The sequence below is a fragment of the Streptomyces sp. NPDC014864 genome, assembly GCF_043081525.1.
In the GTDB taxonomy this organism is placed as follows: domain Bacteria; phylum Actinomycetota; class Actinomycetes; order Streptomycetales; family Streptomycetaceae; genus Streptomyces.
The window spans coordinates 423201-446836 of sequence record NZ_JBIBWT010000002.1 but is presented as its reverse complement, the minus strand read 5'-3'; the positions used below and the strand labels follow the sequence as shown (position 1 = coordinate 446836).

Sequence of the window (23636 nt, the reverse complement as noted above, 5' to 3'; positions counted from 1 at the left end):
CGGAGCGGTGCTTGGTGCAGGTTTTGGCGAGCCAAGCGCCGATCTTGATGGTGTCGCCGTCGACGCGGCTGGTCTCGCGGGCGGCGGGGTGCGACCTTCGCGGGGGAGGAAGAGCACCGGGAGCTGCACAATCTGTTCGAGGTGCGGCGTGCGGGGGCGGCCCTGGTTGCTTGCGAGGGTGAGGCCGAGGGCGGTCGTGAGCTGCTGCTGGCCGAGGTGGAGGGTGTGCCGGGCGGCCAACGGCCTGGACGACGCCGGGGACGACCTCGTGGTCGTCCCCGGCTTGCCACCCGTGCCCGCCATCTCGCACCCGCCGGAGGGGAGGCCAACCTCCCCTGCGGAGCAGGTCGACGTTGCCGTCGTCCCAGCGCCCCGCCGCCGGACGCGCCCCGGTCGAACGAGGCTTCGCCCATCCGAAGAACTGGCGGACCCTCCCAAACTCCGCACTGACCCCGCTCACGCCACCCACCTACTTCGCTCACTGCTCGTACTGACGAACATCGAGGCCACTACAGGCAATTGATCTCTACCGCAGGCAGCCCACGAGCAGCACAAGCACCCGCGGAACAGCGTCACTGAGCCGGGATCGGCTGGGTGAGGTTCACCGGGTTGCCGTCGGGGTCCTGGATGTGGGCGACGCGCTGTCCCCACGGCATGTCCTTGGGGCCGCTGCGGACCGAGCCGCCCAGCGCCTCCACCCGGCCGAGCGTCTCGTCGACGTCGTCGACACCGATGCTGAGCAGGATCCGCGGTTCCACCCCGGTCCCCGGGTCCGTCTTGGCCACCAGCCCGAGGTCGGTGTCGCCTATGCGCAAGCCGACGTAGAAGGCCAGGCCTTGCGCCGGTACCCGGAAGATCTCCTCGGCGCCGAACAATTTCGTGTAGAAGCCGAGCAGAACGTCCTGGTCGGCAGTGATGATCACTGGCTGGATGGTGGACATGGCACTCCTGTCGAGAACGGTCGTGTCACTGGGCAGACCGTTCGAGGACGGTGAACTCATCGGCCAAACCACGCCGCCAGACGATCTACACCCCAGACTGCCGCCCGCGACCAGTACGAGCAGCCCGAAACGGGTCACACCACCCCTGCTGAACAGCCACTCCCAGATGGCGCAGCCTCATTGAGGTGGAGGTTGTTGCCTCCGGAGGTGCTGCATCATGGCGTCCGGCTGCGGTCTAAGGTCACGTGTATATCGAGGACAACACCACCACCTCCGCTGGATGTCGAGGCGCTGTTCCCCGAACTGTCGGCCCACTGTCGCACCACCATCCATCCGCGCCCGGGCCGACCGGACGTGGCGGACAGATCCGTGGCGGTCCGCTGCTGTGCCGACGGACGAACCCTGGCCGGTGCGCACGGAGCCCTACAGCCACGTGCGTGGCCGACGCCTGGCGGACATCCACCGGTGGAGGCAGATCCTGGCTGCCGCCCGGCTCCGCGAACCCAACCCCGGCCCCTCGGACGAGGAACGGCAGCTGTGCGCCTGTCCGAGCATCAAGTCATCCTCGATGCCGACACCCGGCTCGTGGCCGCGGTCGGCCGGCCCGTGCCCGGCAACCGCAACGACTCCAAGGTACAAACGGCCATCAAGGTCGTCGACGGCTCCGTCGAGGTGGTCTCCGAAGGGCAATGGACGAAGTTGCGGACATAGCCGCCCCGCAGGAGCTGCTGCTCGTGGCCGGGGAACTGCTGCTGCTTCACCCGTTGGTGCACCGGTCACTCCGTCGTTCAGCCGGGCATGGCGGTGTCCGAGGTTGGTGAGCTGATCAAGCAGTCCTACTGTCGATGCGACCCCAACCTTGACCACTCCGGCAGCAGAACCACGGTCATCACGCTCGGCAACCACCGCGCCTCACGGTCTCAGTCCGCGAGGTCGGCCTTGCCGAACAGGACCGCGTAACTGGAGGGGAGTTGGCTGATGATCTGATTCAGCTCTCCGCCGGTGACAGCGTCGGCAACGGTGGTCAGGACCGCGCTGGCGTCCCACTGCGCCGTACGCGGCCGGGCATGGGTACGCTCGGCGACCCGGCGGTAGAACTCTTCGATCCCGAAGCTTCGCGCCTGCTGCGGCGCGGCATGGTCCAGAACTTGTCGCAGCGGGCCGGGCAGCTGGGATGCGAGGTCCTTGACCTCTCCCGGGCTGATCCGTTGGGCCAGGACTTCCAGCACAGCGTTGGTGACGTCCGCGGCTTCGTCCTGGTCGTGGTATTCGCCTCGCTCGCGCACACGGGCGAGGAATCCGTCGTATTTCATAGCTGCCTTCCTTCTGCCCGCCCCGGTCACCGTTGATCGAGGGGGTCGTCAGGTGCGCCGTCGGGCCGGCGGGTCCGCCCGCCGGCGCGTAGCTGCCGTTCGCAAGGACTCCCGTACGGAGCCGTGGCGGACGTACGTCTTGCCGTGCCCGCGGTGCCGGCCACCCCCGGCGAGTACAGGGTGCTGCCCGGTCCGGTGCCCGGGCAGTAGCGGCGGGCTCCGGCGCGCTCCCACTCCCGGCGGCGGGCGGTGCGGCCGGCGACCGCAGTCCCGCTCGTGCGCGGCCTGCCGGATGTGCGCGGGCCGGAGGCAATCTCGCGCATCCTGTGGCGCGGGCTCGTTGCGCCAGGCTGCCTCGGTCTCCTCGGCGGTGAGCGGCCGGGCAATGTTCTCCAGGGGCCTGGACACAGGAATCAGCTCGACCACGGCAGCCGGTCAAGCCGGGCGGGGACCTTGGTCGTGACGACACCAAGCTCGGCGGCGGTGGTCATGCCATGCCTCCCCGTTCGAGACTTTCGAGACCATAGGCCGTTACCTGAAGAGGGTCAGAACACGCTCCGCACCCGCGCGCAGTGTCAGAGCATCGGGTGGCCCTCATGGAGAAGGCGATAACGGTGTCCCAGAAGGTGGCAGTGCAGCACGGAAGAGCACGCTACGCGACTTCGCCGGCCCGGCCGCAGTGCCGGATGGGTGCCCGGAACCGCGGCGCTCGCGTCTCAGCCGCTGCTCTCGGTGCTTTTACTCGTCTCGGTGATCTCGACGTGTCGCGGCTTTGCGACGTCGGCCTTGGGGACGGTGATGCTGAGCACTCCGTCCTGCATCTCAGCCTTGATCTTGTGGGTGTCCAGTTCGCCGGGCAGCCGCAAACGGTACTCGAAGGCTCCGACGCGGCGGGTGCTGCGGCGCAGGACACCCTTGCGCTCCCGCTCCTTGATCTCTCCGGTGACCACGAGTTCGGGACCGTTGGCCTCTACGTCAATGTCCTTGCTCTTCACTCCGGGGAGTTCGATCTCTATGTGGAACGCGTCCTCGGACTCCGACACGTCCGCGAGAGGCGTCCACGCAACCGCGGGTGCCGCGCCCACCGTCGACTCCAGCAGGCCGCTCATCTGGTTGAGCAGTTCGTCGAACTCGACCAGGGGATTGACAGCAGTGGGTGCCCAGACGGGCCTTTCCTGCAGGCCGCCACCGCGGTGGCGCCGGACGGGCATGGCCATCGCAATCGCCTCCTTCTTCCTTGTCGTGATCTCGTCGTCCGCCGTTCGTCATGCGAGCCACGCGGACTCCTTGTGACGTATGCGGGGGGAGACGTCCGAGCCGCCCGCGGCAGCGGACGTGCCCGTGGTGCCGGGTGCGGCCGAGTGCCCCAGGTGCCGGTGCACGAAATGGATGGCCATCGCGCCCTCACCGGCCGCCGAGGCCACCCGCTTCACCGAGCCGCTACGGACGTCCCCGGCCGCGAAGACCCCGGGCAGGCTGGTCTCCAGGGTCATGCACGAGCGCCCGCGGCCTTGCCACACCTCGGGGTGGACGCAGGCTTCCTGGGCCTCCGGCCCGGTGAGGATGAAGCCGCGGGAGTCGAGGGCGATGGTGCCGGCGAGCCACTCGGTGTGGGGGTCGGCGCCGGTGAAGACGAACAGGCTCCGTACCACGAGCCTGCGGTGCCCGCCCGTGCGGTTGTCGACCACGTCGAGCTCCTCCAGTATCTCCTGGCCGATGGCCTCGGTGACCTCGGTGTGCAGCATGACCTCCACCCGCGGATGTCCCGCTACCTGGTCGACCAGGTAGCGGGACATGTTGGCCTCGAGGCTGGATCCTCGGACCAGCAGGTACACCTTCGGCGCGTACTCGGCGAGGAACAGCACCGCCTGGCCCGCCGAGTTGCCTCCGCCGACGACGGCCACCGGGTCGGTGCGGCACTGCTGGGCCTCGTAGACCGTCGCCGAGTAGTGCACGCTCGTTCCCTCCAGGCGTTCGATACCGGGCACCTGGAGCCGACGGTAGTGGGCACCCGTGGCCAGGACCACGGCGCGGGCGGCGATCTCGCTGCCGTCGGCGAACGCCACCACGTAGTGGTCCTCGTCCTTGGGATGGAGACCGGTCGCCTCCACCGGAATGCTGATCCTGGCGCCGAACTTGTCGGCCTGGAGCACGGCGCGTTCGGCGAGTTCGGCGCCGGAGATGCCGGAGGGGAAGCCGAGCAGATTCTCGATGCGGGACGACGTGCCGGCCTGACCGCCGGTGGCCATCGCCTCCACCACCGTGGTGCTCAGCCCCTCGGAGGCGGCATACACCGCGGCAGCGAGGCCGGCGGGTCCGGAGCCGACGATGAGGACGTCGCCGTGACGGTCTCCGGCAGGCAGTGACGGCAGACCGATGAGCCGGGCCAGTTCCGCGTTGCTGGGGTTGCGCAACAGGGTGGTGTCCCGCCAGATGACGAGCGGTGTCTCCTCCGGGCTGACGTCGAAACGGCGCAGCAGCTCCTCGGCCTCCTCGTCGGTCTCCAGGTCGATCCAGCGGTGCGGCAGCCGGTTGCGGATGGCGAACTCGCGCAGCCGCCTGGTGTCGGGCGAGTAGCGCGAGCCGATGATGCGGAAGCCGGCGCCCTGTCCGACGAGCAGCGCGCGACGGCCCAGACAGGCGCGCAGCACGACGTCCCCGATGCTGGAGTCCTGGGACACCAGGTGGCGCAACCGGTCCAAGGGGACGACGAGGACCTCGCCCGGCTCCCTGGCGACAGCGGTGTAGAAGGCCACCTGTCCGTGCAGCAGCCCGAGTTCGCCGATGAAGCGACCGGGGCCGTGCACGCGCAGCAGGTGCTCCTCGGGAGTGCCGTAGTCCTCGAGGACGGCGACGGAACCGCTGAGGACGACGTAGAACGCCTCGCAGCGCTCCCCCTCCCGGATCAGCACGTCGTTCGGAGCCACGCTCCGGCGTTCCCCGTGCTCCGCCAGACGTGCTATCTGGTCCTCCGTAAGGCGCGGATACGCGCCGTAGACGTCCGGGGTCTCCCAGAAGGCGGCCTCGTCCGTTTCCTCCGGGACCGGTTCTTCGCCCGGCAGCGACTGGTCGCCGGACATCAGACGAACGCCTTGTGAACGTAGCACCAGCGCCAGTCCTCGCCGGGCTGGAACGACTGCACGATCGGGTGGGCGACGGCAGCTGCGTGCTTACGCGCGTGCTTGTTCGGCGAGGAGTCGCAGCAGCCGACGTGCCCGCAGGTCAGGCAGAGCCTCAGGTGGACCCACGGGGAGCCGAGCAGCAGACACTCCTGACACCCTTCTGGGGTCAGAGGCCGGACCGGCCGGACGAGCGCGAGGTGGGGGTCTGCGTGCAGGGTCATCCGGATCACCCTTCCCGGGCCGTGATCGACTGTTCCACCCACTGGCGCAGAGCGGGGGCGGGCGCCGCCCCCGCCTGCCGGGCGAGGGTCCTCCCCTTGTCGAGGACGAGCAGTGTCGGTACCGCCTGGACTTCGAAACGCTGCGACAGCCGCGGGTTCTTGTCGACGTCGACCTTGACGAGTTTGATTCGGCCGGCGAGGTCGGTGGCGACTTTCTCCAGCGCTGGGCTGACCATGCGGCAGGGGCCGCACCAGGTGGCCCACAGGTCGACCACGACGGGGATGTCGGCCCGCTCGGCCACCTCGGCGAAGTCGTCGTCGCCCGCGTCCACCATCCACGGCAGGGGCTGCTTGCAGTGGCCGCACTTGGGGCGGCCCTCCGCGGCCGCGGGCACCCGGTTGGTGCGCCCGCAGTTCGGACACTTGACGGTGGTCGCCTGCATCGTGCTCATGCCGCCCGCGCTCCCTTCACTCCCTCGGGCCGGTCGTAGGTGACCACCAGTTCCCCGGCCTCGGCGTCGACGCGGACCGTGGCGCCTTCCTGGACGTCGCCGCGCAGCAGGGCGCGCCCGATCATTGTCTCGACCTCGTGGGAGATGTAGCGGCGCAGCGGCCGGGCCCCGTATACCGGGTCGTAGCCCTCGTGGGCGATCAGCTCCCGGGCGGCGTCGGTGAGTTCGAGGGTGATGCGGCGTTCGGCGAGGCGGCGGCGCAGCTCGTCGAACTGCAGCTCCACGATGCGTTCGATCTGCCGCTCACCGAGTGGCTTGAACAGCACGATGTCGTCGACGCGGTTGAGGAACTCCGGGCGGAAGTGCCCGCGCAGCTCGCCCATCACCAGGGCGCGGGCGTCCGGCTTGATCTCACCCTCGGCGGTGACGCCGTCGAGGAGGTGCACGGAGCCGATGTTGGACGTCATGATGATGACGGTGTTGCGGAAGTCGACGGTGCGGCCCTGGGCATCGGTGATGCGGCCGTCGTCGAGGATCTGCAGCAGGGTGTTGAAGACATCGGTGTGCGCCTTCTCGATCTCGTCGAACAGCACCACCGAGTACGGCTTGCGGCGTACGGCCTCGGTGAGCTGACCGCCTTCCTCGTAGCCGACGTATCCGGGCGGTGCGCCCATGAGCCGGCTGACGGTGTGCCGCTCCTGGTACTCGCTCATGTCGAGGCGGACCATGTTCTCCTCGGAGTCGAACAGGGCCCGGGCGAGGGTCTTGGCCAGCTCGGTCTTCCCGACGCCGGTGGGGCCGAGGAAGATGAACGAGCCGATGGGGCGGCGTGGGTCGCGGATGCCGGAGCGGGCGCGGATGATGGCGTCGGCGACGAGTTTGACGGCCTCGTCCTGGCCGATGACGCGCTCGCGCAGGATCTCGTCGAGGCGCAGCAGTTTCTCGCGTTCGCCCTCCTGGAGACGGGCGACGGGGATGCCGGTCCAGGCGGCGACGATCTCGGCGATCTCCTCCTCGGTGACGACCTCGCGCAGCAGCCGGTTCTGCCCTTGCTTGGCGGCCAGTTGCTCCTCCTCGGCCTTCAGTCGGCGTTCCAGTTCCTGGAGGCGGCCGTAGCGGAGTTCGGCGGCGCGGTTGAGGTCGTAGGCGCGTTCGGCCTCCTCCGCTTCGTGGCGGACCTGCTCCAGTTCCTGGCGCAGTTCCTGCACGCGGCGGATCGCCTGCCGCTCGGCCTCCCACTGGGCGCGTTTGGCGTCGGCCTCGCCGCGCAGGTCGGCCAGTTCCCTGCGCAGCTCCTCCAGGCGAGCTTTGCTGGCTGGGTCGGTCTCCTTGGACAGGGCCGCCTCCTCGATCTCCAGACGGGTGACACGACGGGTGATCTCGTCCAGTTCGGCGGGCATCGAGTCGATCTCGGTACGCAGCCGGGCGCACGCCTCGTCGACGAGGTCGATGGCCTTGTCGGGCAGGAACCGGTCGGTGATGTAGCGGTGGCTGAGGGTGGCCGCGGAGACCAGCGCGGTGTCCTGGATCTTCACGCCGTGGAAGACCTCGAGTCGTTCGCGCAGTCCGCGCAGGATGGAGATGGTGTCCTCCACGCTCGGCTCGTCGACCAGGACCTGCTGGAAGCGGCGTTCGAGGGCGGCGTCCTTCTCGATGTGCTTGCGGTACTCGTCGAGGGTGGTGGCGCCGATCATGTGCAGTTCGCCGCGGGCGAGCATCGGCTTGAGCATGTTGCCCGCGTCCATGGCCCCTTCGGCGGCCCCGGCCCCGACGACGGTGTGCAGTTCGTCGACGAAGAGCAGGATGCGTCCTTGGGCGGCCTTGACCTCGCTGAGCACGGCCTTGAGGCGTTCCTCGAACTCGCCGCGGTACTTGGCGCCGGCGACCAGGGAGCCCATGTCGAGGGCGAACACCGTCTTGTCGCGCAGGCCCTCGGGTACGTCGCCGCGGACGATGCGCTGGGCGAGGCCCTCGACGATGGCGGTCTTGCCGACGCCGGGGTCGCCGATGAGGACGGGGTTGTTCTTGGTCTTGCGGCTGAGGATCTGGGTGACGCGGCGGATCTCGGCGTCCCGGCCGATGACCGGGTCCAGCCGCCCGGTCCGGGCCTCGAGGACCAGGTCGCGGCCGTACTTCTCCAGAGCCTCGTAGGCCACTTCGGGGTTGGCGGAGGTGACCCGCTGGTGGCCGCGGACCTGGGTGAGCGCGCTCAGGAACGACTCGCGGGTCACGCCGTGCTCCTTGAGCAGGCGTCCGGCGGCGGTGGACGAGCCCTCCTCGGCCAGGGCGAGCAGGAGGTGCTCCACGGACACGTACTCGTCCTTGAGGCGTTTGGCCTCCCGCTCGGCGGCATCGAGCAGGCGGGACAGGCGCTGAGTGACGAAGACCTGGCCGGGTGCCGCGCCGGGACCGGTGACCTTCGGGCGGCGGGAGAGTTCCTCGCGCACGGCAGCGCGCAGCTCCTTCGGCTCGGTGCCGGCCTGTTGCAGCAACCGTGGGATCAGACCGTCCTCCTGATCGAGAAGCGCGAGCAGCAGGTGTTCCCCGTCGACCTCGGTCTGCCCCATGCGGACGGCCGCGGTCTGGGCCTCCTGGAGGGCTTCCTGGGACTTCTGGGTGAGACGGTTCATGTCCATGGGGGTGTTTCACTCCTCGTACCGGCGCGGCGCAGGGCGGCTTCGAGCATGCTGATGCGGTCCAGCAGGTCGAGCACCAGGCCGATGGATGCGTAGTTGAGGCACAGCCCGGTGCGCAGCCGCTGGACGCGGGCAAGGGCGGCCGGTGCCGTGGGTTCGAACACCAGGCCTCCGGAGGCGTCGCGCTCGGCCTCGACCAGGCCCAGAGCGACGAACCGGCGGATGAGGTCGGGATGGACGCCGGAGCGGCGGGCCACGGTCTGCAGGGAGAGCCTGGGCACCGGCACGATCGCGTACCGGACGCGTGCCGGCGCGGGAGCTGTCAGCCGAGACGCCTGGCGCGCCCCGACGCGTGGGTCACTCATCGTGTCTCCTGGGGTCGAACGAGGAGACGGCGGCGAGCTCCTCGAAAAGTGCGCGCTCCCGGTCGCTGAGCCTGGACGGCACCATGATCCGGAGCTCGGCGTAGAGGTCGCCGTTCGTGCCGCGCGGGTTCGGCATGCCCTCACCGCGCAGCCGCAGCCGCCGGCCGCTGGACGAGCCCGCGGGCACGCTCACCTTCGCCGTCGCCCCGCTCGGCGTGGCCACCGGAACCGTGGCACCCAGCGCGGCCTCCCAGGGGGTGACCGGAAGCTGGACGTACACGTCCCGGCCGTCGAGGCGGAACTGGGGGTGCGGCTGGATCCGCACCCGCAGGTACAGGTCCCCTGCGGGGGCGTCACCGCTGCCCCGGCCGCCCTCGCCCGCCAGCCGGATACGCTGCCCGTCGGTGACACCCGGTGGCACGTCGACCTCGTACCGCCGCGGCTGCCCGGTGGGACCGGCGAGCGTGACGGTGCGACGGCCTCCGCGGTAGGCCTCCTCGACGGTGAGCGGAAGTTCGGCCTCCTGGTCGGCTCCGGGGACACGGACCCGTCCGGCGCCTCCGAAGAACGAGCCGAACAGGTCGTCGATGTCGACGCCCTCCGCGCCGAAGCCGCTGGTGGCATACCGGACCCGGGGGCCGCCCCCGGTGGACCAGCGGAAGCCGCCGCCGGGTCCCGCGCCGGCACCGACCCGCTCCTCCCAGTCCTCGGGGACCTTCCGGAAGTCCTCGCCGAAGCGGTCGTAACGGGCTCGCTGGTCGGGGTCGGACAGGACGCTGAAGGCCTCATTGATCTCCTTGAAGCGTTCCTCCGCCGAGGGGTCCCTGTTGACGTCGGGGTGGTACTTGCGGGCCAGCTTGCGATACGCCCGCTGGATCTCGTCCTTGTCGGCGTTGCGCGGGACCCCGAGAACCTCGTAGAAATCGCGTGCCATGGCCGCTCACTCCCGCTTCGCGACCGTCACGGCGGCCGGCCTCAGCTGCCGCTCGGCCTCGCCGTAGCCGGGGCGCAGCACCTGCGCCACGGTGTTCGGTTCGGCGTCGGGGTCCTGGACCACGCCGACGACCTCGTGCCGGGAGGGGTCGAAGGGGACGCCGGTCTCGGCGTGACGCTCGTAACCAAGGCGTTCAAGGGTGGACACGGCCTGGTCGCGCACGGCGCGAACCCCCTCGACGATCGCCCCGGGGTCGGAGCCCGCGTGGTTCAGGGCCAGTTCGAGGTTGTCGATGACGGGAAGAAAGGCCGCGGCCGTGCGGGCGCGTTCGGCCGCGCGCTCCCGGTCCAGTTCCCTGGCGTGTCGCTTGCGCAGGTTGTCCAGATCGGCGAGAGCACGCCGCCAGCGGTCCTCGACCTCTTTCAGCGCGGCCGCGTACTCGTCCTCGCCCCCGGCCGGACCGGTGGCCGCGTCGGGCCCCGGTTCGGCCTCCGTGGTCGGCGGCGCGGGCTCGGGCAGGTGGCCCTGCGGCGGTTGTGCGGCGCCTTCGGGTGGTAGGTCGGACGATCGGTCCTGGGGAGGGATCGGCATGGCGGGTACCTCAACCCTTGTCGAACTCGGCGTCGACCACGTCTTCGTCGGCGCCGGCACCGCCCTGCCCGGAGTCGTCCGGCCCGGTGGTGTCCGACGGACCACTCGCCGCCGCGGCTCCGGCCTGGTGGGCGGCGAGCCCGGCATGGACCTGCTGGAGTTCGGAGATCAGCGGCCTGACCTTGTCCACTCCGGCCTCGTTCTTGACCGCGTCGCGGGCCTCTGCCACCAGCATCTCGGCTCGAGCCTTTTCGTGCGCGGGCGCGGCGTCGCCCAGTTCGCTCAGGCGCTTTTCGACCTGGTAGGCGATCGCGTCGAGTTCGTTGCGGGCGTCGACGGCCTCGCGCAGGGCCTGGTCCTGGCCCTGGTTGCGCTCGGCCTCCTGGACCATGCGCTCGACCTCGCTCCGGTCGAGGTTGGAGCTCTCACTGATGGTGATGCCCTGTTCCTTGCCGGTGTCCTTGTCGCGCGCGCTGACGTTGAGGATGCCGTTGGCGTCGACGTCGAAAGTGACATCGATCTGGGGTTCGCCCCGCGGCGCCTGCCGGATGTCGGTGAGCTGGAACCGGCCGAGCGCCCGGTTGTCGGCGGCCCGCTCGCGCTCGCCCTGGAGGACCACCACATCGACGGCCGGCTGGTTGTCCTCGGCGGTGGAGAAGGTCTCGCTGCGGCGCACCGGGATGGTGGTGTTCCGCTCGACGATCTTCGTCATCACTCCGCCGCGCGTCTCCACTCCCAGGGACAGCGGGGTGACGTCGAGCAGCAGGACGTCCTTGACCTCGCCCTTGAGCACCCCGGCCTGGATCGCGGCGCCCAGGGCCACGACCTCATCGGGGTTGACGCTCATGTTGGGTTCCTTGCCGCCGGTCAGCCGGCGCACGAGGGCCTGGACGGCGGGGATGCGGGTGGAACCGCCGACGAGGATGACCTCGTCGATGTCGTTCTCACCGACCTTGGCGTCGGCCATGGCCTGCTGGACCGGTCCCAGGCAGCGCTCCACCAGGTCGGCGGTGATCTGCTCGAACGTGGACCGCATGATCGAGTCGGTCAGGTGCTTAGGCCCGGAGGCGTCGGCGGTGATGAACGGCAGGCTGACCTGGGTCTGGGTGACGGAGCTGAGTTCGGTCTTGGCCTTCTCCGCCGCCTCGAAGAGGCGTTGCAGCGCCTGCGGGTCCTTGCGCAGGTCGATGCCGTTCTCCTTCTGGAAGTCGTCCGCGAGGTAGTCGACCAGACGCCTGTCGAAGTCGTCGCCGCCCAGATGACTGTCACCCGCTGTGGAACGGACCTCGACCACGCCGTCGCCGACGTCGAGGATGCTCACGTCGAAGGTGCCGCCGCCGAGGTCGAAGACCAGGACGGTCTCGTGCTGCTTCTTGTCCATGCCGTACGCGAGGGCGGCCGCCGTCGGCTCGTTGATGATCCGCAGCACTTCCAGTCCCGCGATCCGTCCGGCGTCACGGGTGGCGGTGCGCTGGGCGTCGTTGAAGTAGGCGGGCACCGTGATGACCGCCTCCGTGACCCGCTCCCCGAGCTGCTTGGAGGCGTCGTCGGCGAGTTTGCGCAGCACCAGGGCGCTGATCTCCTCAGGCGCGTAGAGCTTGTCACGCACCTTGAAGCGGGCCTCGCCGTTCTCTCCCGCGACGACGTCGTAGGCGACGGCCTTGGCCTCGTCGGAGACCTCGTCGAAGTGCCGGCCGATGAACCGCTTGGCCGAGTAGATGGTGCCCTTGGGATTGAGGATCGCCTGGCGCCGGGCCAGCTGGCCCACCAGACGTTCCCCGGTGTCGGTGAAGGCCACCACGGAGGGTGTCGTGCGGCTGCCCTCGCTGTTGGGCACGACGGACGGCTCGCCGCCCTCCCACACGGCGATCACCGAGTTGGTGGTGCCCAGGTCGATGCCCACTGCCTTGGCCATGAGGAACTCCTTCCGCGGCGGTCGACGTCCGTCGGCGACCGTTCATCCTCCGGGCCCTGTCCGCCCGGCTTCGAAACTCGTTCAGCTGGGGGTGGGGTCGCTGCGCGGGCGCCGGCCCCCGGAGGAGGCGCTCTCCGTGTTCGCGCCGGCCCTGCTGTCCAGCCCGGCGACCAGCCGGACGGCCTCATCGGCGACGTCCTCGTCCGCCACGACGTCGTACTGGCTGGGCTCCATCGTGCGGACCGAGGCGAAGTCCCGTCGGCCGCCCTGGGCCGCGTGCAACAGCACGCCGAGCAGCGCACCGACGACCGCTCCGAAGATCAGCCCGTACAGGGCGAGGAGCAGACCGGAGACGACCGGATTCAGCCAGTTCAGCAACCCGAAGATCCAGCCGACGAGTACGCCGGGCAGCGCTCCGGTGGCTGCGCCATGGAGGGCGGCCTCGCCGTACCCCACTCGACCGATCACCTGTTCGACCATGCGCATGTCCCGACCGATGATCGCCACCTTCTGAACCGGAAAGCCCTGGTCGGCGAGGTGATCGACGGCACGTTCGGCTTCCTGGTACGTCGAGTACGAGGCAACGGCCCTGCGGGCCTGCTCGGTCATGGCCACTCCTTCCGCCGACGGACCGCCGAGCGGTCCCGACAGGCCCCAGAGTGGCTGTTCGCCCGGTCACCCCGCCTGCGCCCAGCGGGTCGAAAAGTGGCACCGGCGGTCGGTCTGCGAGGACAGGAGGGCGGGACGACGATTCGGGCTCGCGGCTCGCGGCTCGCGGCTCGCGGCTCGCGGCTCGCGGCGGGGTACCTCAGGGTTCGGCCCGGCATGCGGTAGCGGGGCTCACGGCCCCGGGTCAGCCGGGCATGGGGTGGTGCGCCCGGGCGAACTGCTCCACGACGGCGGCGCAGAAGGCGGGCAGGTCGGCCGGGCCGCGGCTGGTGACGAGCTGCCCGTCGACGACCACCTCCTGGTCGGCGACGACCTCCGCGCCGGCGTTGCGCAGGTCGGTGCGGATGCTGGGCCAGGACGTCAGGCGGCGGCCGCGCACGGCGTCGGCTTCCGCCAGGGTCCACGGGCCGTGGCAGATCGATGCGACCGGTTTTCCGCTGGCCATGAAGTCCTTGACGAACTGCACCGCGTCGCGGTCCATGCGCAGCTGGTCGGGGTTCATGGTGCCGCCGGGCAGGAGCAGGGCGTGGTAGTCGTTGACGGAGGCGTCGGCGACCAGGCGGTCCACGGGGAAGGTTCCTGCCGCGTTGAGGTCGAACTGGCGGGCCTGGATCTCGCCGTGGTGGAGCGAGACGATCTCGGTCTTCGCCCCTGCGCCCTGCAGCGCACCGCGGTCAGGCAGGCCCTTCGGCGACCAGCCGCGCTGAAACCGCGACCGCGAACCCCCGAGCACCTGCGGCGCGACCCGGTGGCCGGGTGGTCTCGCGCACCAGCGCGGTGCGCGAGTACGCCGACTTTACGGCAACCGCAGGACGCGACCTGCCGCGGCAGTCCCGCAGCCCGGCGTGAGCGGTCGCGTGTGGCAAGAATGACCCCATGCACATTGTGATCGCGGGTGGACACGGAAAGATCGCGCGCCGGCTGACCCGGCTGCTCTCGGCGCGCGGCGACAACGTCACAGGGCTGATCCGCAACCCGGACCACGCCGACGACCTGCGCGCGGACGGCGCGGAACCGGTGGTGTGCGATCTGGAGCACGCCTCGGTGGACGAGGTGGCCGGCCAACTTCGCGGCGCAGACGCGGCACTGTTCGCCGCGGGCGCCGGACCGGGCAGCGGCGCGGCCCGCAAGCAGACGGTGGACCGGAACGCGGCCATCCTCCTCGCCGACGCGGCCGAGCGCGCCGGGACGCGCCGCTTCCTGGTGATCTCCTCGATGGGCGTGGACAGCCCGCCGCCGCCCGGCACCGACCCGGTGTTCGCCGCGTACCTGAAGGCCAAGGGTGAGGCGGACGCCGACATCACCTCCCGTCCGGGACTGGACTGGACGATTCTGCGCCCGGGGATGCTGACCGACGACCCCGGTAGCGGCCGTGTCACGCTCGCCGAGCACACCGACCGCGGCCAGGTGCCGCGCGATGACGTGGCTGCGGTGCTCGCCGCCCTGCTCCACGAGCCCAGGACCGCCGGGCGCATTCTCGAGCTGATCAGCGGGTCCACCCCGGTCGAGGAGGCGGTGCGCGCCGTGGCCGGCGGCTGACGCCGCACTCCGCCCTCGCCCGGGTGCGGGTAATGACTCACGCCCGGGCGCTTCAAAAGGCGCTGCGCAGCGAGGCCGACACGGTGTTCCGCAAGCTGAGGGACATCGCCGCGCCGAGCGGTACACCCTTCGAGCACCAGTCGATCGGCTACGCCTTCGGGTACGTCGAGGCGATGTTGGAGAAGGGGCACGTCGAGGAGGCCCGGGACAAGCTGGACCGGCTGAAGAACGCCCTGGCGCGCACCGGGCACACGAGGCGCGGTGTCCCGTACCTGGGCGGCCCGTACGACGGCGAGATCGACGCCATCGACGTCCGCCGCGGCGGGAGCAACGAGTCGGGGCGGTACGTCCTCACCGAGGTTCGCACGGTGAGGTCGCAGACGTTCCACCACGGCCTGAGAGGGGAGGATGGACGTGAGCGACAAAGGAGGCCCGTCATGAAATCCCGAGCCCCTGATTACGACGCCTGGTACTCGCGCACACCCTCGCAGGCCGAGGGCGAGCGGGACGAGACGGGCGAGGGTACCGCAACGGAACAGCACCCGGACGTCCCCCGGAGCGAGCCATCCCAGGCGGAGGGCGAGCGGGGCGACGATACCTAGCGCCACTGGACGACCCGTCGCCGGGGACTGGGTGAGGGTGCACGTTTTCCGGCGCTGTCACCGGTTCCCGGCCCGCCTGCCGTCCAGCAGTCCGTGCAGGTGCGCGGCGGCGTTCTCGATGTCCGCGTATTTCTGCTGTCCGGCGCGGACCTCGGCAGAGAGCACTCCGCAGCGGTGGACGCGCTCGAAATCGCCGTAGGGGAACTTGTACCGGCCCTTGGTCTCCTCCCCCATCTCGTCATCGATGCCCAGGTACCACCTGGCGTACTCGTTGAATCCGTGCTCCTCGAGGTAGGCATTCTCGTCCGCTGCGGAAGGCCGGTGCTCGCTCCACTCGTCCCGGTCGTCCAAGACGATCCGGCCCTCTTCGGCCAGTTTCTTTGCGTGGTTGAACGCCCTCGCGTTCAGTTTCACCGTCATGCCGTTCACCGTCCCATCGACAGTCGTGTTCATTTCAGATGTCGGCTGCTGCCGCCCGGACATCCTGCCGAGCCTGCCCCATCAGGTCGTTCAAGTCGCCGACCTCAGGATTGAGTTCCCGCGCGCGCGGCGCGATCTGCTGCAGCCATGCCGCAGTGGCCAGGGCCAGTTCGACGGCCTCCCGGGTCCGCTCCTCGCCGAGCAGTTTCTCGACCTTGAAAGCAATGCTCGCGAGCGTGTCGTCATCGGTGGCGGGCACCAAGTAGGGCTCCAGGCCCGGCGGATACGGTGTCCGCTCCCGGTACTCCCGCATCGCGGTCACGACCGCGGGCACCGCGCTGTACGTGTCGAGGAGGCCCATGAAGACGTACAGGCGGGCCACCAGCCGTGGCAGGCCGGGGTGCCGATCCAGCCAGGCCATCAGCTCGCGCTGATCACCGATGTGGTCCATGATCTGCGACATCTCCTTCGCGACCCGGTGGGGCCAGGTCCAGTGGAAGGGCAGCAGCCGCGCCACCTGATGGGCGAGCGCCGCCTCGCCCTCCGCGTCCAGCGTGCCGGCGACGAATTCGGTGACCTGCCTGTGGTCCAGTCCGTAGTCGGCCGGCGCCGCCCGGTCCTGTGAGCTCTGTGACGAGTCGTGGCGCAGACGCAACAGCTGTGTGCCGATCTTGCTCAGGGTCCGGTTCCGCATTGTTCCTCCCAGCTCGCGATGTGTTCTTTCATCGTCCGGAGCGGCCGAACGACCGGCTCCTGCTCGATCCACGCGACAGGCCCACCAGCAGCCGCAGCCGTGCCGCGACGTCCCTGCTCGCCTCGCCGGCAGGCCCCCCGTAGAGGGGCGGGGCCACGACCGGGTTGAGCAGGACGCCCACGGTCACGCCCATCAGGGTTTCGATGACGCCCTCGTGCGCCTCGGTCCGCTGCCCGCCCACACCGAGGACGAGCGTGTCCGTGACGGCGACCTCTTCCCCCCAGGGGGCCAGATGCAGCAGGTGGCCGAGCGGGAGGCAGACCAGGACGAGCAGTCCGAGGCTCCACCAGGTCAGTCCCACGGCGTCCGCGAAGCCGACGGCGATCAGCACGCCGACGGCCACGCCGGCGATGAGCCGGATGCCGAGGGTCGAGGTCGCGTGCAGCGTGACCTGCACGACGAGCAAGGCCGTCAGCGGAGCCAGCAGGGGTCGCGCATTGCCGGACAGCCACAGACCGGCGAGGTAGGCGAGGACCGCGGCGGCGGTCGGCCGGCGTCCGGAGGACGACGGGTTCCTGCGCCGCCTGACCAGGTCCACCACCGGGGCCGGGGAAGTGAGCACGGTACCGGCCAGAGCTCATTCGCTGCGGTTCCGGTGGGGGCCGGATGCTCCGCCCGGCTTGCCGGGCCGGTTCGGCGGCGCGTAACGGTCGTCCGGCAGGTGGCGGACGCGGGACTCCCCGACGGCCTCCCGCAAGGCCCCTGCGAAGCGCCCGGGTCCCCACGACCGGCCATGGACGGCCTGCTCGAGCCCTTCGCGTGTGGCGGGCCCGCTCTCTTCGAGGGCCCGGACCAGTTCTTCGATCTCCTCGTCGAGGCGCTGCTCGGCCATGGCGGAGGTGCGGCTCGCGGCGCCTGTGGTTCCGACCATCCCCGGCGAGTAGAAGGAACTGCCCGCGGCGACGCCCGGACGGTACCGCCGCGCCCCGGTGCCTTCTCGCGCCCGGCGGCCGGCCGTGCGGGCGGCGATCCGCTGGTCCCGCTCGCGCGCGGCCTGCCGTATGTCCGCGGGGCGGAGGCGGTCCCGTTCGTCCTGGGGCGCCCGCTCGCCCCGCCAGGCCGCGTCGGCTTCCTCGGCGGTCAGCGGCCTGGCGATGTTCTCCAGGGACTGCTGTTCGGCCTTCACTCCGAAGGCGACCTCGGCCAGCCCACCGAGGGCCATGGCCGCCGCTCCGATGAAGAAGCCGGTGGCCACGAGGGTGGTGTCGCCGCTGTGAATGAAGTGTCCGAACAGCAGCGGCCCGGTGATGCCGCCCACGGCGGTGCCGACGGCGAAGAACAGGGAGATGGACAGGGCTCGGGTCTCCATGGGGAAGACCTCGCTGACGGTCAGGTAGGCGGAGCTCGCTCCGGCGGACGCGACGAAGAAGGTCAACGAGACCAGAAGGAAGAACGACCACGCCGTCAGCGAGCCGTTGACCAGCAGGACGGCGAGGACCACCGTCACGGCGGCCGAGCCGAAGTAGGTGCCCGTGATCATCGGCTTGCGGCCCACGGTGTCGAACAGTCGACCGAGCAACAGCGGGCCGAGGAAGTTGGCGATCGCGAAGACGGTGAGGAAGTACGGCACCGAGCTGGAGCCCACGCCGAAGAACCCGCTCAGGAGCGTGCCCAGGTCGAAGACGATCGCGTTGTACAGGAAGGCCTGGCCGACGAAGAGGGCAAGGCCGAGGAGGGCGCGTCGCGGGTACCGCTGCAGGGCCACTCGGGCGATCTCGGTGAACGGGATCACGTCACGTTGCCGGACGGTGACGGCCTCGGCCGGCTCGGGCAGGTCCTGACCGGTCTCCCGGCGTACCTCGTCCTCGATCTGGTCGACAATGCGTTCGGCCTCGTCCTCGTGACCGTGGATGAACAGCCAGCGCGGGCTCTCCGGTACATGGCGGCGGACCAACATGATGCCGAGACCGAGGATGCCGCCGAGGCCGAAGGCCAGTCGCCAGCCGAGGCCGGCCGGGAGCAGGTTCTCGTCGAGGAGCACCAGGGCGGCCAGGCTGCCGAGGGCGGCCCCCACCCAGTAGCTGCCGTTGATGGCCAGATCCACCTGCCCCCGGTTGCGGGCGGGGATCAGCTCGTCGATGGCCGAGTTGATCGCCGCGTACTCCCCGCCGATGCCCATGCCGGTGAAGAACCGGGCGAGATAGAGGTACCAGGCGTCGTGGGCGAAGGCGGTCGCGACCGTGGCGAGGATGTAGATGCCGAGCGTCAGCATGAACAGCTTCTTGCGCCCGTAGCGGTCGGTGAGCCGGCCGAAGAGCAGGGCACCGACGCATGCGCCCGCCACGTAGATCGCGGCGGCCGTGCCGATGTCGGCGCTGGTGAGGTGGATGCCGCTGTTCGGTTCGGTCATGCGTGAGGCGACCGCGCCGACGATGGTCACTTCGAGACCGTCGAGAATCCAGACGGTGCCGAGGCCGATGACGATCCGCCAGTGGAACCGGGACCACGGCAGCCGGTCGAGGCGGGCGGGGACCTTCGTGGTGACGATACGGAGTTCGGAGGTGGTGGTCATGCCGCCGCCCCTTCCGCCTCGGGACACGGCCGATCCGCCGTACGGGCGAGGGACCGGGCTCGCGCCCCGTGTCCGGCGTAACGTCCCTCCTTGTGCTGCGCTGCCGTCTTGTCGGACATCGGTTCCGCTTCCAGAGCGAGGGCGCCACCATGCGCTGGCGCTGCGAGCGCGATTGCGGGGCGCATGGCAGCAAGCGGTATCCGAGCGCCGAGGACGCGGAGCGTTATGCGCGGGCGTTCGACCACGAGGACGCCGAGGACCTCGGGCGACGGGCACCGTTGGTGGGGCTCTTCCCCGTGCGCCTGTGGCGTGGCGTGCGGCTGGCACGAGCCAGGAGAGCAGGTTCGGCCCCCGATAACAGACCCCCGGCGCCTTGAGACGTTGTCCTGCGCAAAGGCATTCATGGCGTCACCTGGATCTCTGGTCAAACGATGCACGGGGTGACGGGGATCTTCCATTTTATGGCATTTTGCGGGGCTCAGTGGACATTCCGCTGCCGATATGTCCCTTCGTCCGTCCAGTACAAGAGGCGAAGTCGCCATTTGATCCTGCAGGCGGAAGCGCCCTGACGAAGTGCTCGACACGGTGAACACGACGGCACAGCGCGTCCGCTGCTTCCGCACGTCGTCGGCACGGTGACGGCGACCGGTCCGTGCCCTGACGCACGGACCAACCGCTGACGACCGAAGGAATGCAAGCGCCCCCCGCGGCACGGGAACCGAGCCGCGCCACGGCGCCCGGCGCCTTTCCGGACAGTGGCGCTGCGCTCGGTCGGTCCGCAGATCTTTGCCGGTGGTCAGCAAACGAACGGAGGATCTGTTGCTCGGATACGAGCCAGCCCCCGGCGTTGCGGGAACTCCGGTGGCGCCCCGGTTCAAAGGCCCCGTTCCACCCACTCGTCGACGTGCTGCCCCGCTTGGCCGACGGTCGTGACATCGCCGTGCCCGGGGCAGACCACGGTGTCCGCCGGCAGGGAGATCAGCCGCTCACGGATCGAGTTGATCATCCTCGGGAAATCGGAGCCCTCCCGCCCGGCCATACCCGGACCGTCGGACAGCAGCGTGTCACCGGTGAAGACGGTGTGCAGCACCCGGTCGTACAGGCTGACGGAGCCCGGCGTGTGCCCGGGAGTGTGACGTACCCTCAGTTCCGTTCCCGCGACATCGATCTCCCGGCCGTCGGTCAGGTCGTCGTCAGGGGTGCGGTCCGGGTAGATGTCGTGCCACAGCCCGAGGTCGTCGCGGTGCAGCAGGATGGGTGCCCCGGTCAGGTCGGACAGCTCCACGGCCGCATCGACGTGGCCGCTGTGCGCGTGGGTGCACACGATCCCGACCAGGCGGCGGTCGCCGACCGCCTCGGCGATGAGATCGGGCTCGTGGGCGGCGTCGATCACGAGGACCTGTTCGTCGTCGCCGACGATCCACACGTTGTTCTCCAGTCGCACAGGGACGCCGTGTGCCCCGGTCACGTTGCTTACCGTCAGCAGGCGTTCGACGTGGGCGGTCATCGGGACGTCACCGCCGGAAGCCGGCCGCCATGGCGCACCATGCGGGTGATCGGATCGCGTACCTGCGGTTTCATGGGACGCCCCCTTCCCGGCGAAGCCCTCTACGCCAGTGGACCTCGCAGGGCGCGGCGCGGCAAGTCCGGCACGCCCTGGAGGGGCCGCTGGACGGCGACGGCTGACGCGGAACCCTTCGACCGGCAAGATCGACGTCCCCGTGGGACCGGGTCATCGCCTCCGATCCCGGGTTCATCCGGCTGCTGAACGCGCTGCGCATCGTCTTGAGCGTGCTGCTGTCCGTCGTCGTGATGAGCGCGCTGCACATCCCTCTTCCGCTCCTGGTCACCGGTGCGGCGGCGGAGGAGGTCTTCTCGTTCGCCGTCTCCGATCCGCACCGGCGCGATCAGCGGTCACGCCGGCCCTGGGACTGCCGACCGGTCTGACCGCACTGGCTTTGCCTCTCGACGCCGAGGCGGGAACCGCCACCGCGCAGAAGGACTTCGAAGCCCCTCACGCCCCCGGATCCGGAAGGCGGGCGGCGCCGGAGACGGAGCAGCAGCGAAACCGCTCACTCAGGTGGCACTGCGGCATCCGCAGCGGGTGGACGAAGACGTCCTGAGACTCGCCCGCCCGCTCGGCATGGGATTCAAGCAACAGCAGGCCGAGCCGGACACCCCGCCGGCGCAGACAACTGCCGCGGGCCGGTAGGACGCCGGGGCCCGCGGTGCGCGATCGCGGCGGTGGTTCGGCTGACGAGGCGTCATGGTCCTGGCGGCGCGACTATGCCGGCAGGTGGCCTGCGCTCACCAGATCGATCGGGGCCGGTGACCGGGTGGTGACAGACCCGCCCCGCATCCGGCCCCGGCGGGTGCTGCCTGACCGGCCCGGCCTGCGGCGCCGGACGTACAATTGGCACAGACTCGTCGTACACGAGCCGCTGTCGGTGAAACGGCGAAAAGGTTGAACCGCTGCATGGACTGAGGCCGGTTCGTGCGACCTGCCGGGCACGCGGGCATGACCTCGACAACGATGACGACGGAAGCCGTGCATCCCTCGCCGTGATCCCGGGAGCCGCCCATCGGAACCCGGCCTCGATCACGCAACGCACACCGCACGGAGCTTGCCCATGTCGAACCGCCTCTTCAGTGATCGCGCAGATGCCGGCCGGGTCCTCGGCAAGCTCCTGGAACGCTACCGCGGCGATCCCGACGTGATCGTGCTGGGCCTGCCGCGCGGCGGCGTTCCGGTGGCGTACGAGGTCGCCACGGTCCTGGGTGCCCCACTCGACGTTCTCCTGGTCCGCAAGCTCGGCGTGCCCGGTCAGGAGGAGGTGGCGATGGGAGCCATCGCGGCCGGCGGGCTGGTGGTGCTCAACGAGGACGTCGTCCGTGGCCTGGGTATCCTGCCGGGCACGCTGCGCAGCGCCGCCGAGCGGGAGGCCCGGCGGCTGCTGCGCCAGGAGCAGACCTACCGGGAGGGACGGCCCGCTCCCGAGCTGGAGGGCCGCACGGTGATCCTGGCCGACGACGGCCTTGCCACCGGGGTCAGCATGCGTGCCGCGATCCAGGCCCTGCGCCGCCACCGGCCGGCGAGGCTCGTCGCCGCGGTTCCTGCCGCCTCCGAGTCGACCTGCCGCGAGCTGGCCGACACGGCCGACGACGTGGTCTGCGCCACCACCCCGTCGCCGTTCTTCGCCGTCGGCGCGTCCTACTGGGACTTCCGCCAGATCACGGACGAGGAGGTGCGGAGGCTGCTGCGCCGGGCGGCGAGCAGGCCCGCGGAGCCGGCCGGGGAGGGGGCGAGCGAGGTCGCTCTCATCAGCGCCGAGGCATTCCCTGTCGAGGACGGCGTGCCCAGCGACGAGGCACTGTTCGACCTGGTGGGCAACGCGCACTTCGTGCTGATCGGCGAGGCCTCACACGGCTCGCACGAGTTCTACCAGGCGCGCGCCCGCATGACGCAGCGGCTGATCGAGGAGCAGGGCTTCTGCGCGGTCGCGGCCGAGGCCGACTGGCCCGACTCCTACCGGGTCAACCGCTACGTCCGGGACCGCAGCGACGACGTCACGGCCGAGGAGTCACTGCGCGGCTTTCGGCGGTTCCCCACCTGGATGTGGCGGAACACTGCGGTGCTGGACTTTGTGGGATGGCTGCGGGAACACAACGACCGGGTCTCCGGCGGCGAGCGGGCGAAAGCGGGCTTCTACGGTCTCGACCTGTACAGCCTGTACCGCTCGATCGAGGAAGTCATCAGCTACCTGGACCGCGTTGATCCCGAGGCGGCGAAGCAGGCCCGTGAGCGCTACGCCTGCTTCGATCACTACAACACCGACGGCGACGCCCGGGCCTGGGGGTTCGAGGCCGCCTTCGGAGCGGGCGAGACCTGCGAGCGGCAGGTCGTGGACCAACTCGTCGAGCTGGAGCGCCATGCGCTGCAATACGCACGACGGGACGGACTGCTCGCCGAGGACGACCAGTTCTATGCCCAACAGAACGCGCGCACGGTCAAGAACGCGGCCGAGTACTACCGGACGATGTTCGGCGGGCAGGTGTCGTCCTGGAATCTGCGTGAACGCCACATGGTCGAGACCCTGGAGGCGCTCGCCGAGCATCTCAGCCACCAGCGGAGCAGCCCCGCCAGGATCGTGGTGTGGGAGCACAACTCCCACCTCGGGGATGCCCGGGGCACGGAAGCCGCGCTCCGCGGCGAGCTCAACGTCGGCCAGTTGGTGCGGCAGGCACACCCTGATGACTGCTGCCTGCTGGGCTTCACCACCTACACCGGCACGGTGACAGCCGCGGACGACTGGGGAGGACCGGCCGTGCGCAAGGCGGTGCGCCCGGCACTCGTCGACAGCGTCGAGGATATGTTCCACCAGGTCGGCGAGAATGAGTTTCTGCTTCCGTTCAACCGGACGCCCCTGGCCGCCGACACGCTGCGCAAGGCGCGCCTTGAGCGGGCGATCGGCATCATCTACCGGCCGGAGACCGAGCGGCAGAGCCACTACTTCCGCGCGCGCATTTCGGACCAGTTCGACGGCGTCATCCACATCGATGGGACCCGGGCCGTCGAACCCCTGGAGCGCACGGCCGAGTGGCAGGGAGGCGAGGTCCCCGAGACCTACCCGTTCGCCGTTTGACAGCTGC

22 protein-coding genes and 1 pseudogene are annotated in these 23636 nt (G+C 70.1%); 5 read left to right on the top strand and 18 right to left on the bottom strand.

What is annotated here, in order from left to right:
* Nucleotides 1-572: 572 nt before the first annotated feature.
* Entirely contained in the window at nt 573-941 is a 369-nt protein-coding gene (locus ACF1A5_RS06005) for a VOC family protein (RefSeq protein WP_392191598.1), read from the bottom strand.
* A gap of 546 nt (nt 942-1487) precedes the next feature.
* Here ACF1A5_RS06005 and ACF1A5_RS06000 point away from each other — a divergent pair.
* Nucleotides 1488-1577: pseudogene (locus ACF1A5_RS06000) on the top strand (IS5/IS1182 family transposase); the annotation flags it as partial.
* A gap of 284 nt (nt 1578-1861) precedes the next feature.
* On the opposite strand, the gene ACF1A5_RS05995 reads toward ACF1A5_RS06000, so the two are convergent.
* The 12 genes from ACF1A5_RS05995 to ACF1A5_RS05940 form a co-directional block, all read right to left on the bottom strand.
* A complete protein-coding gene (locus ACF1A5_RS05995) occupies nt 1862-2254 on the bottom strand; it encodes a DUF2267 domain-containing protein (RefSeq protein ID WP_392191597.1) in 393 nt (130 codons plus the stop codon).
* Between the two features lie 716 nt (nt 2255-2970).
* On the bottom strand, nt 2971-3471 hold the full coding sequence (locus tag ACF1A5_RS05990; protein WP_392191596.1) for an Hsp20/alpha crystallin family protein: 501 nt from the start codon (nt 3469-3471) through the stop codon (nt 2971-2973).
* A 48-nt stretch (nt 3472-3519) separates the two neighbouring features.
* Nucleotides 3520-5334, bottom strand: a complete 1815-nt coding sequence (locus tag ACF1A5_RS05985) for an FAD-dependent oxidoreductase (protein WP_392191595.1) — start codon at nt 5332-5334, stop codon at nt 3520-3522.
* The gene (locus ACF1A5_RS05980; RefSeq protein WP_392191594.1) at nt 5334-5597 is read right to left on the bottom strand and encodes a UBP-type zinc finger domain-containing protein; all 264 of its coding nucleotides are present in this window, start codon (nt 5595-5597) and stop codon (nt 5334-5336) included. The genes ACF1A5_RS05985 and ACF1A5_RS05980 overlap by 1 nt, the downstream gene beginning before the upstream one ends.
* A 5-nt stretch (nt 5598-5602) precedes the next feature.
* Nucleotides 5603-6049, bottom strand: coding sequence for a thioredoxin (trxA, locus tag ACF1A5_RS05975; RefSeq protein ID WP_392191593.1), 447 nt, complete (start codon nt 6047-6049; stop codon nt 5603-5605).
* Nucleotides 6046-8685, bottom strand: a complete 2640-nt coding sequence (clpB, locus tag ACF1A5_RS05970) for an ATP-dependent chaperone ClpB (RefSeq protein WP_392191592.1) — start codon at nt 8683-8685, stop codon at nt 6046-6048. Before clpB ends, trxA begins: the two co-directional genes overlap by 4 nt.
* Nucleotides 8676-9050 (bottom strand): chaperone modulator CbpM, encoded by a 375-nt coding sequence (locus ACF1A5_RS05965; protein WP_361002237.1) that lies wholly within the window; start codon nt 9048-9050, stop codon nt 8676-8678. The genes clpB and ACF1A5_RS05965 overlap by 10 nt, the downstream gene beginning before the upstream one ends.
* On the bottom strand, nt 9043-9984 hold the full coding sequence (locus ACF1A5_RS05960) for a DnaJ C-terminal domain-containing protein (RefSeq protein ID WP_392191591.1): 942 nt from the start codon (nt 9982-9984) through the stop codon (nt 9043-9045). Before ACF1A5_RS05960 ends, ACF1A5_RS05965 begins: the two co-directional genes overlap by 8 nt.
* 6 nt (nt 9985-9990) lie before the next feature.
* Nucleotides 9991-10575, bottom strand: coding sequence for a nucleotide exchange factor GrpE (locus ACF1A5_RS05955; protein ID WP_392191590.1), 585 nt, complete (start codon nt 10573-10575; stop codon nt 9991-9993).
* Between the two features lie 10 nt (nt 10576-10585).
* Nucleotides 10586-12490, bottom strand: a complete 1905-nt coding sequence (gene dnaK / locus ACF1A5_RS05950) for a molecular chaperone DnaK (RefSeq protein ID WP_392191589.1) — start codon at nt 12488-12490, stop codon at nt 10586-10588.
* An 81-nt stretch (nt 12491-12571) separates the two neighbouring features.
* Nucleotides 12572-13099 (bottom strand): general stress protein, encoded by a 528-nt coding sequence (locus tag ACF1A5_RS05945; RefSeq protein WP_392191588.1) that lies wholly within the window; start codon nt 13097-13099, stop codon nt 12572-12574.
* Between the two features lie 244 nt (nt 13100-13343).
* On the bottom strand, nt 13344-13841 hold the full coding sequence (locus tag ACF1A5_RS05940) for a type 1 glutamine amidotransferase domain-containing protein (protein ID WP_392191690.1): 498 nt from the start codon (nt 13839-13841) through the stop codon (nt 13344-13346).
* A gap of 194 nt (nt 13842-14035) precedes the next feature.
* Between ACF1A5_RS05940 and ACF1A5_RS05935 the strand changes: the two genes are divergently transcribed.
* Nucleotides 14036-14698 carry an SDR family oxidoreductase gene (locus tag ACF1A5_RS05935; protein ID WP_392191587.1) on the top strand — a complete coding sequence of 221 codons (663 nt, stop codon included), beginning with the start codon at nt 14036-14038 and terminating at the stop codon, nt 14696-14698.
* 32 nt (nt 14699-14730) lie between these two features.
* A complete protein-coding gene (locus tag ACF1A5_RS05930) occupies nt 14731-15300 on the top strand; it encodes a hypothetical protein (RefSeq protein ID WP_392191696.1) in 570 nt (189 codons plus the stop codon).
* A 57-nt stretch (nt 15301-15357) separates the two neighbouring features.
* Here ACF1A5_RS05930 and ACF1A5_RS05925 read toward each other — a convergent pair whose 3' ends face one another.
* The 5 genes from ACF1A5_RS05925 to ACF1A5_RS05905 all read right to left on the bottom strand — a co-directional run bounded on the left by ACF1A5_RS05925 (nt 15358) and on the right by ACF1A5_RS05905 (nt 20493).
* Entirely contained in the window at nt 15358-15753 is a 396-nt protein-coding gene (locus ACF1A5_RS05925) for a hypothetical protein (protein WP_392191586.1), read from the bottom strand.
* A 1-nt stretch (nt 15754) separates the two neighbouring features.
* Nucleotides 15755-16414 carry a hypothetical protein gene (locus ACF1A5_RS05920; RefSeq protein ID WP_392191585.1) on the bottom strand — a complete coding sequence of 220 codons (660 nt, stop codon included), beginning with the start codon at nt 16412-16414 and terminating at the stop codon, nt 15755-15757.
* Nucleotides 16415-16442: 28 nt separating this feature from the next.
* A complete protein-coding gene (locus tag ACF1A5_RS05915) occupies nt 16443-17036 on the bottom strand; it encodes an aromatic acid exporter family protein (protein WP_392191584.1) in 594 nt (197 codons plus the stop codon).
* A 15-nt stretch (nt 17037-17051) separates the two neighbouring features.
* Entirely contained in the window at nt 17052-18986 is a 1935-nt protein-coding gene (locus ACF1A5_RS05910) for an MFS transporter (protein WP_392191583.1), read from the bottom strand.
* Nucleotides 18987-19860: 874 nt separating this feature from the next.
* Nucleotides 19861-20493 (bottom strand): MBL fold metallo-hydrolase, encoded by a 633-nt coding sequence (locus tag ACF1A5_RS05905; protein ID WP_392191582.1) that lies wholly within the window; start codon nt 20491-20493, stop codon nt 19861-19863.
* Nucleotides 20494-20777: 284 nt separating this feature from the next.
* Between ACF1A5_RS05905 and ACF1A5_RS05900 the strand changes: the two genes are divergently transcribed.
* Both ACF1A5_RS05900 and ACF1A5_RS05895 read left to right on the top strand, forming a co-directional pair.
* On the top strand, nt 20778-20933 hold the full coding sequence (locus tag ACF1A5_RS05900) for a hypothetical protein (RefSeq protein ID WP_392191581.1): 156 nt from the start codon (nt 20778-20780) through the stop codon (nt 20931-20933).
* 683 nt (nt 20934-21616) lie between these two features.
* Nucleotides 21617-23629, top strand: coding sequence for an erythromycin esterase family protein (locus ACF1A5_RS05895; RefSeq protein WP_392191580.1), 2013 nt, complete (start codon nt 21617-21619; stop codon nt 23627-23629).
* The last annotated feature ends 7 nt before the right edge of the window (nt 23630-23636 follow it).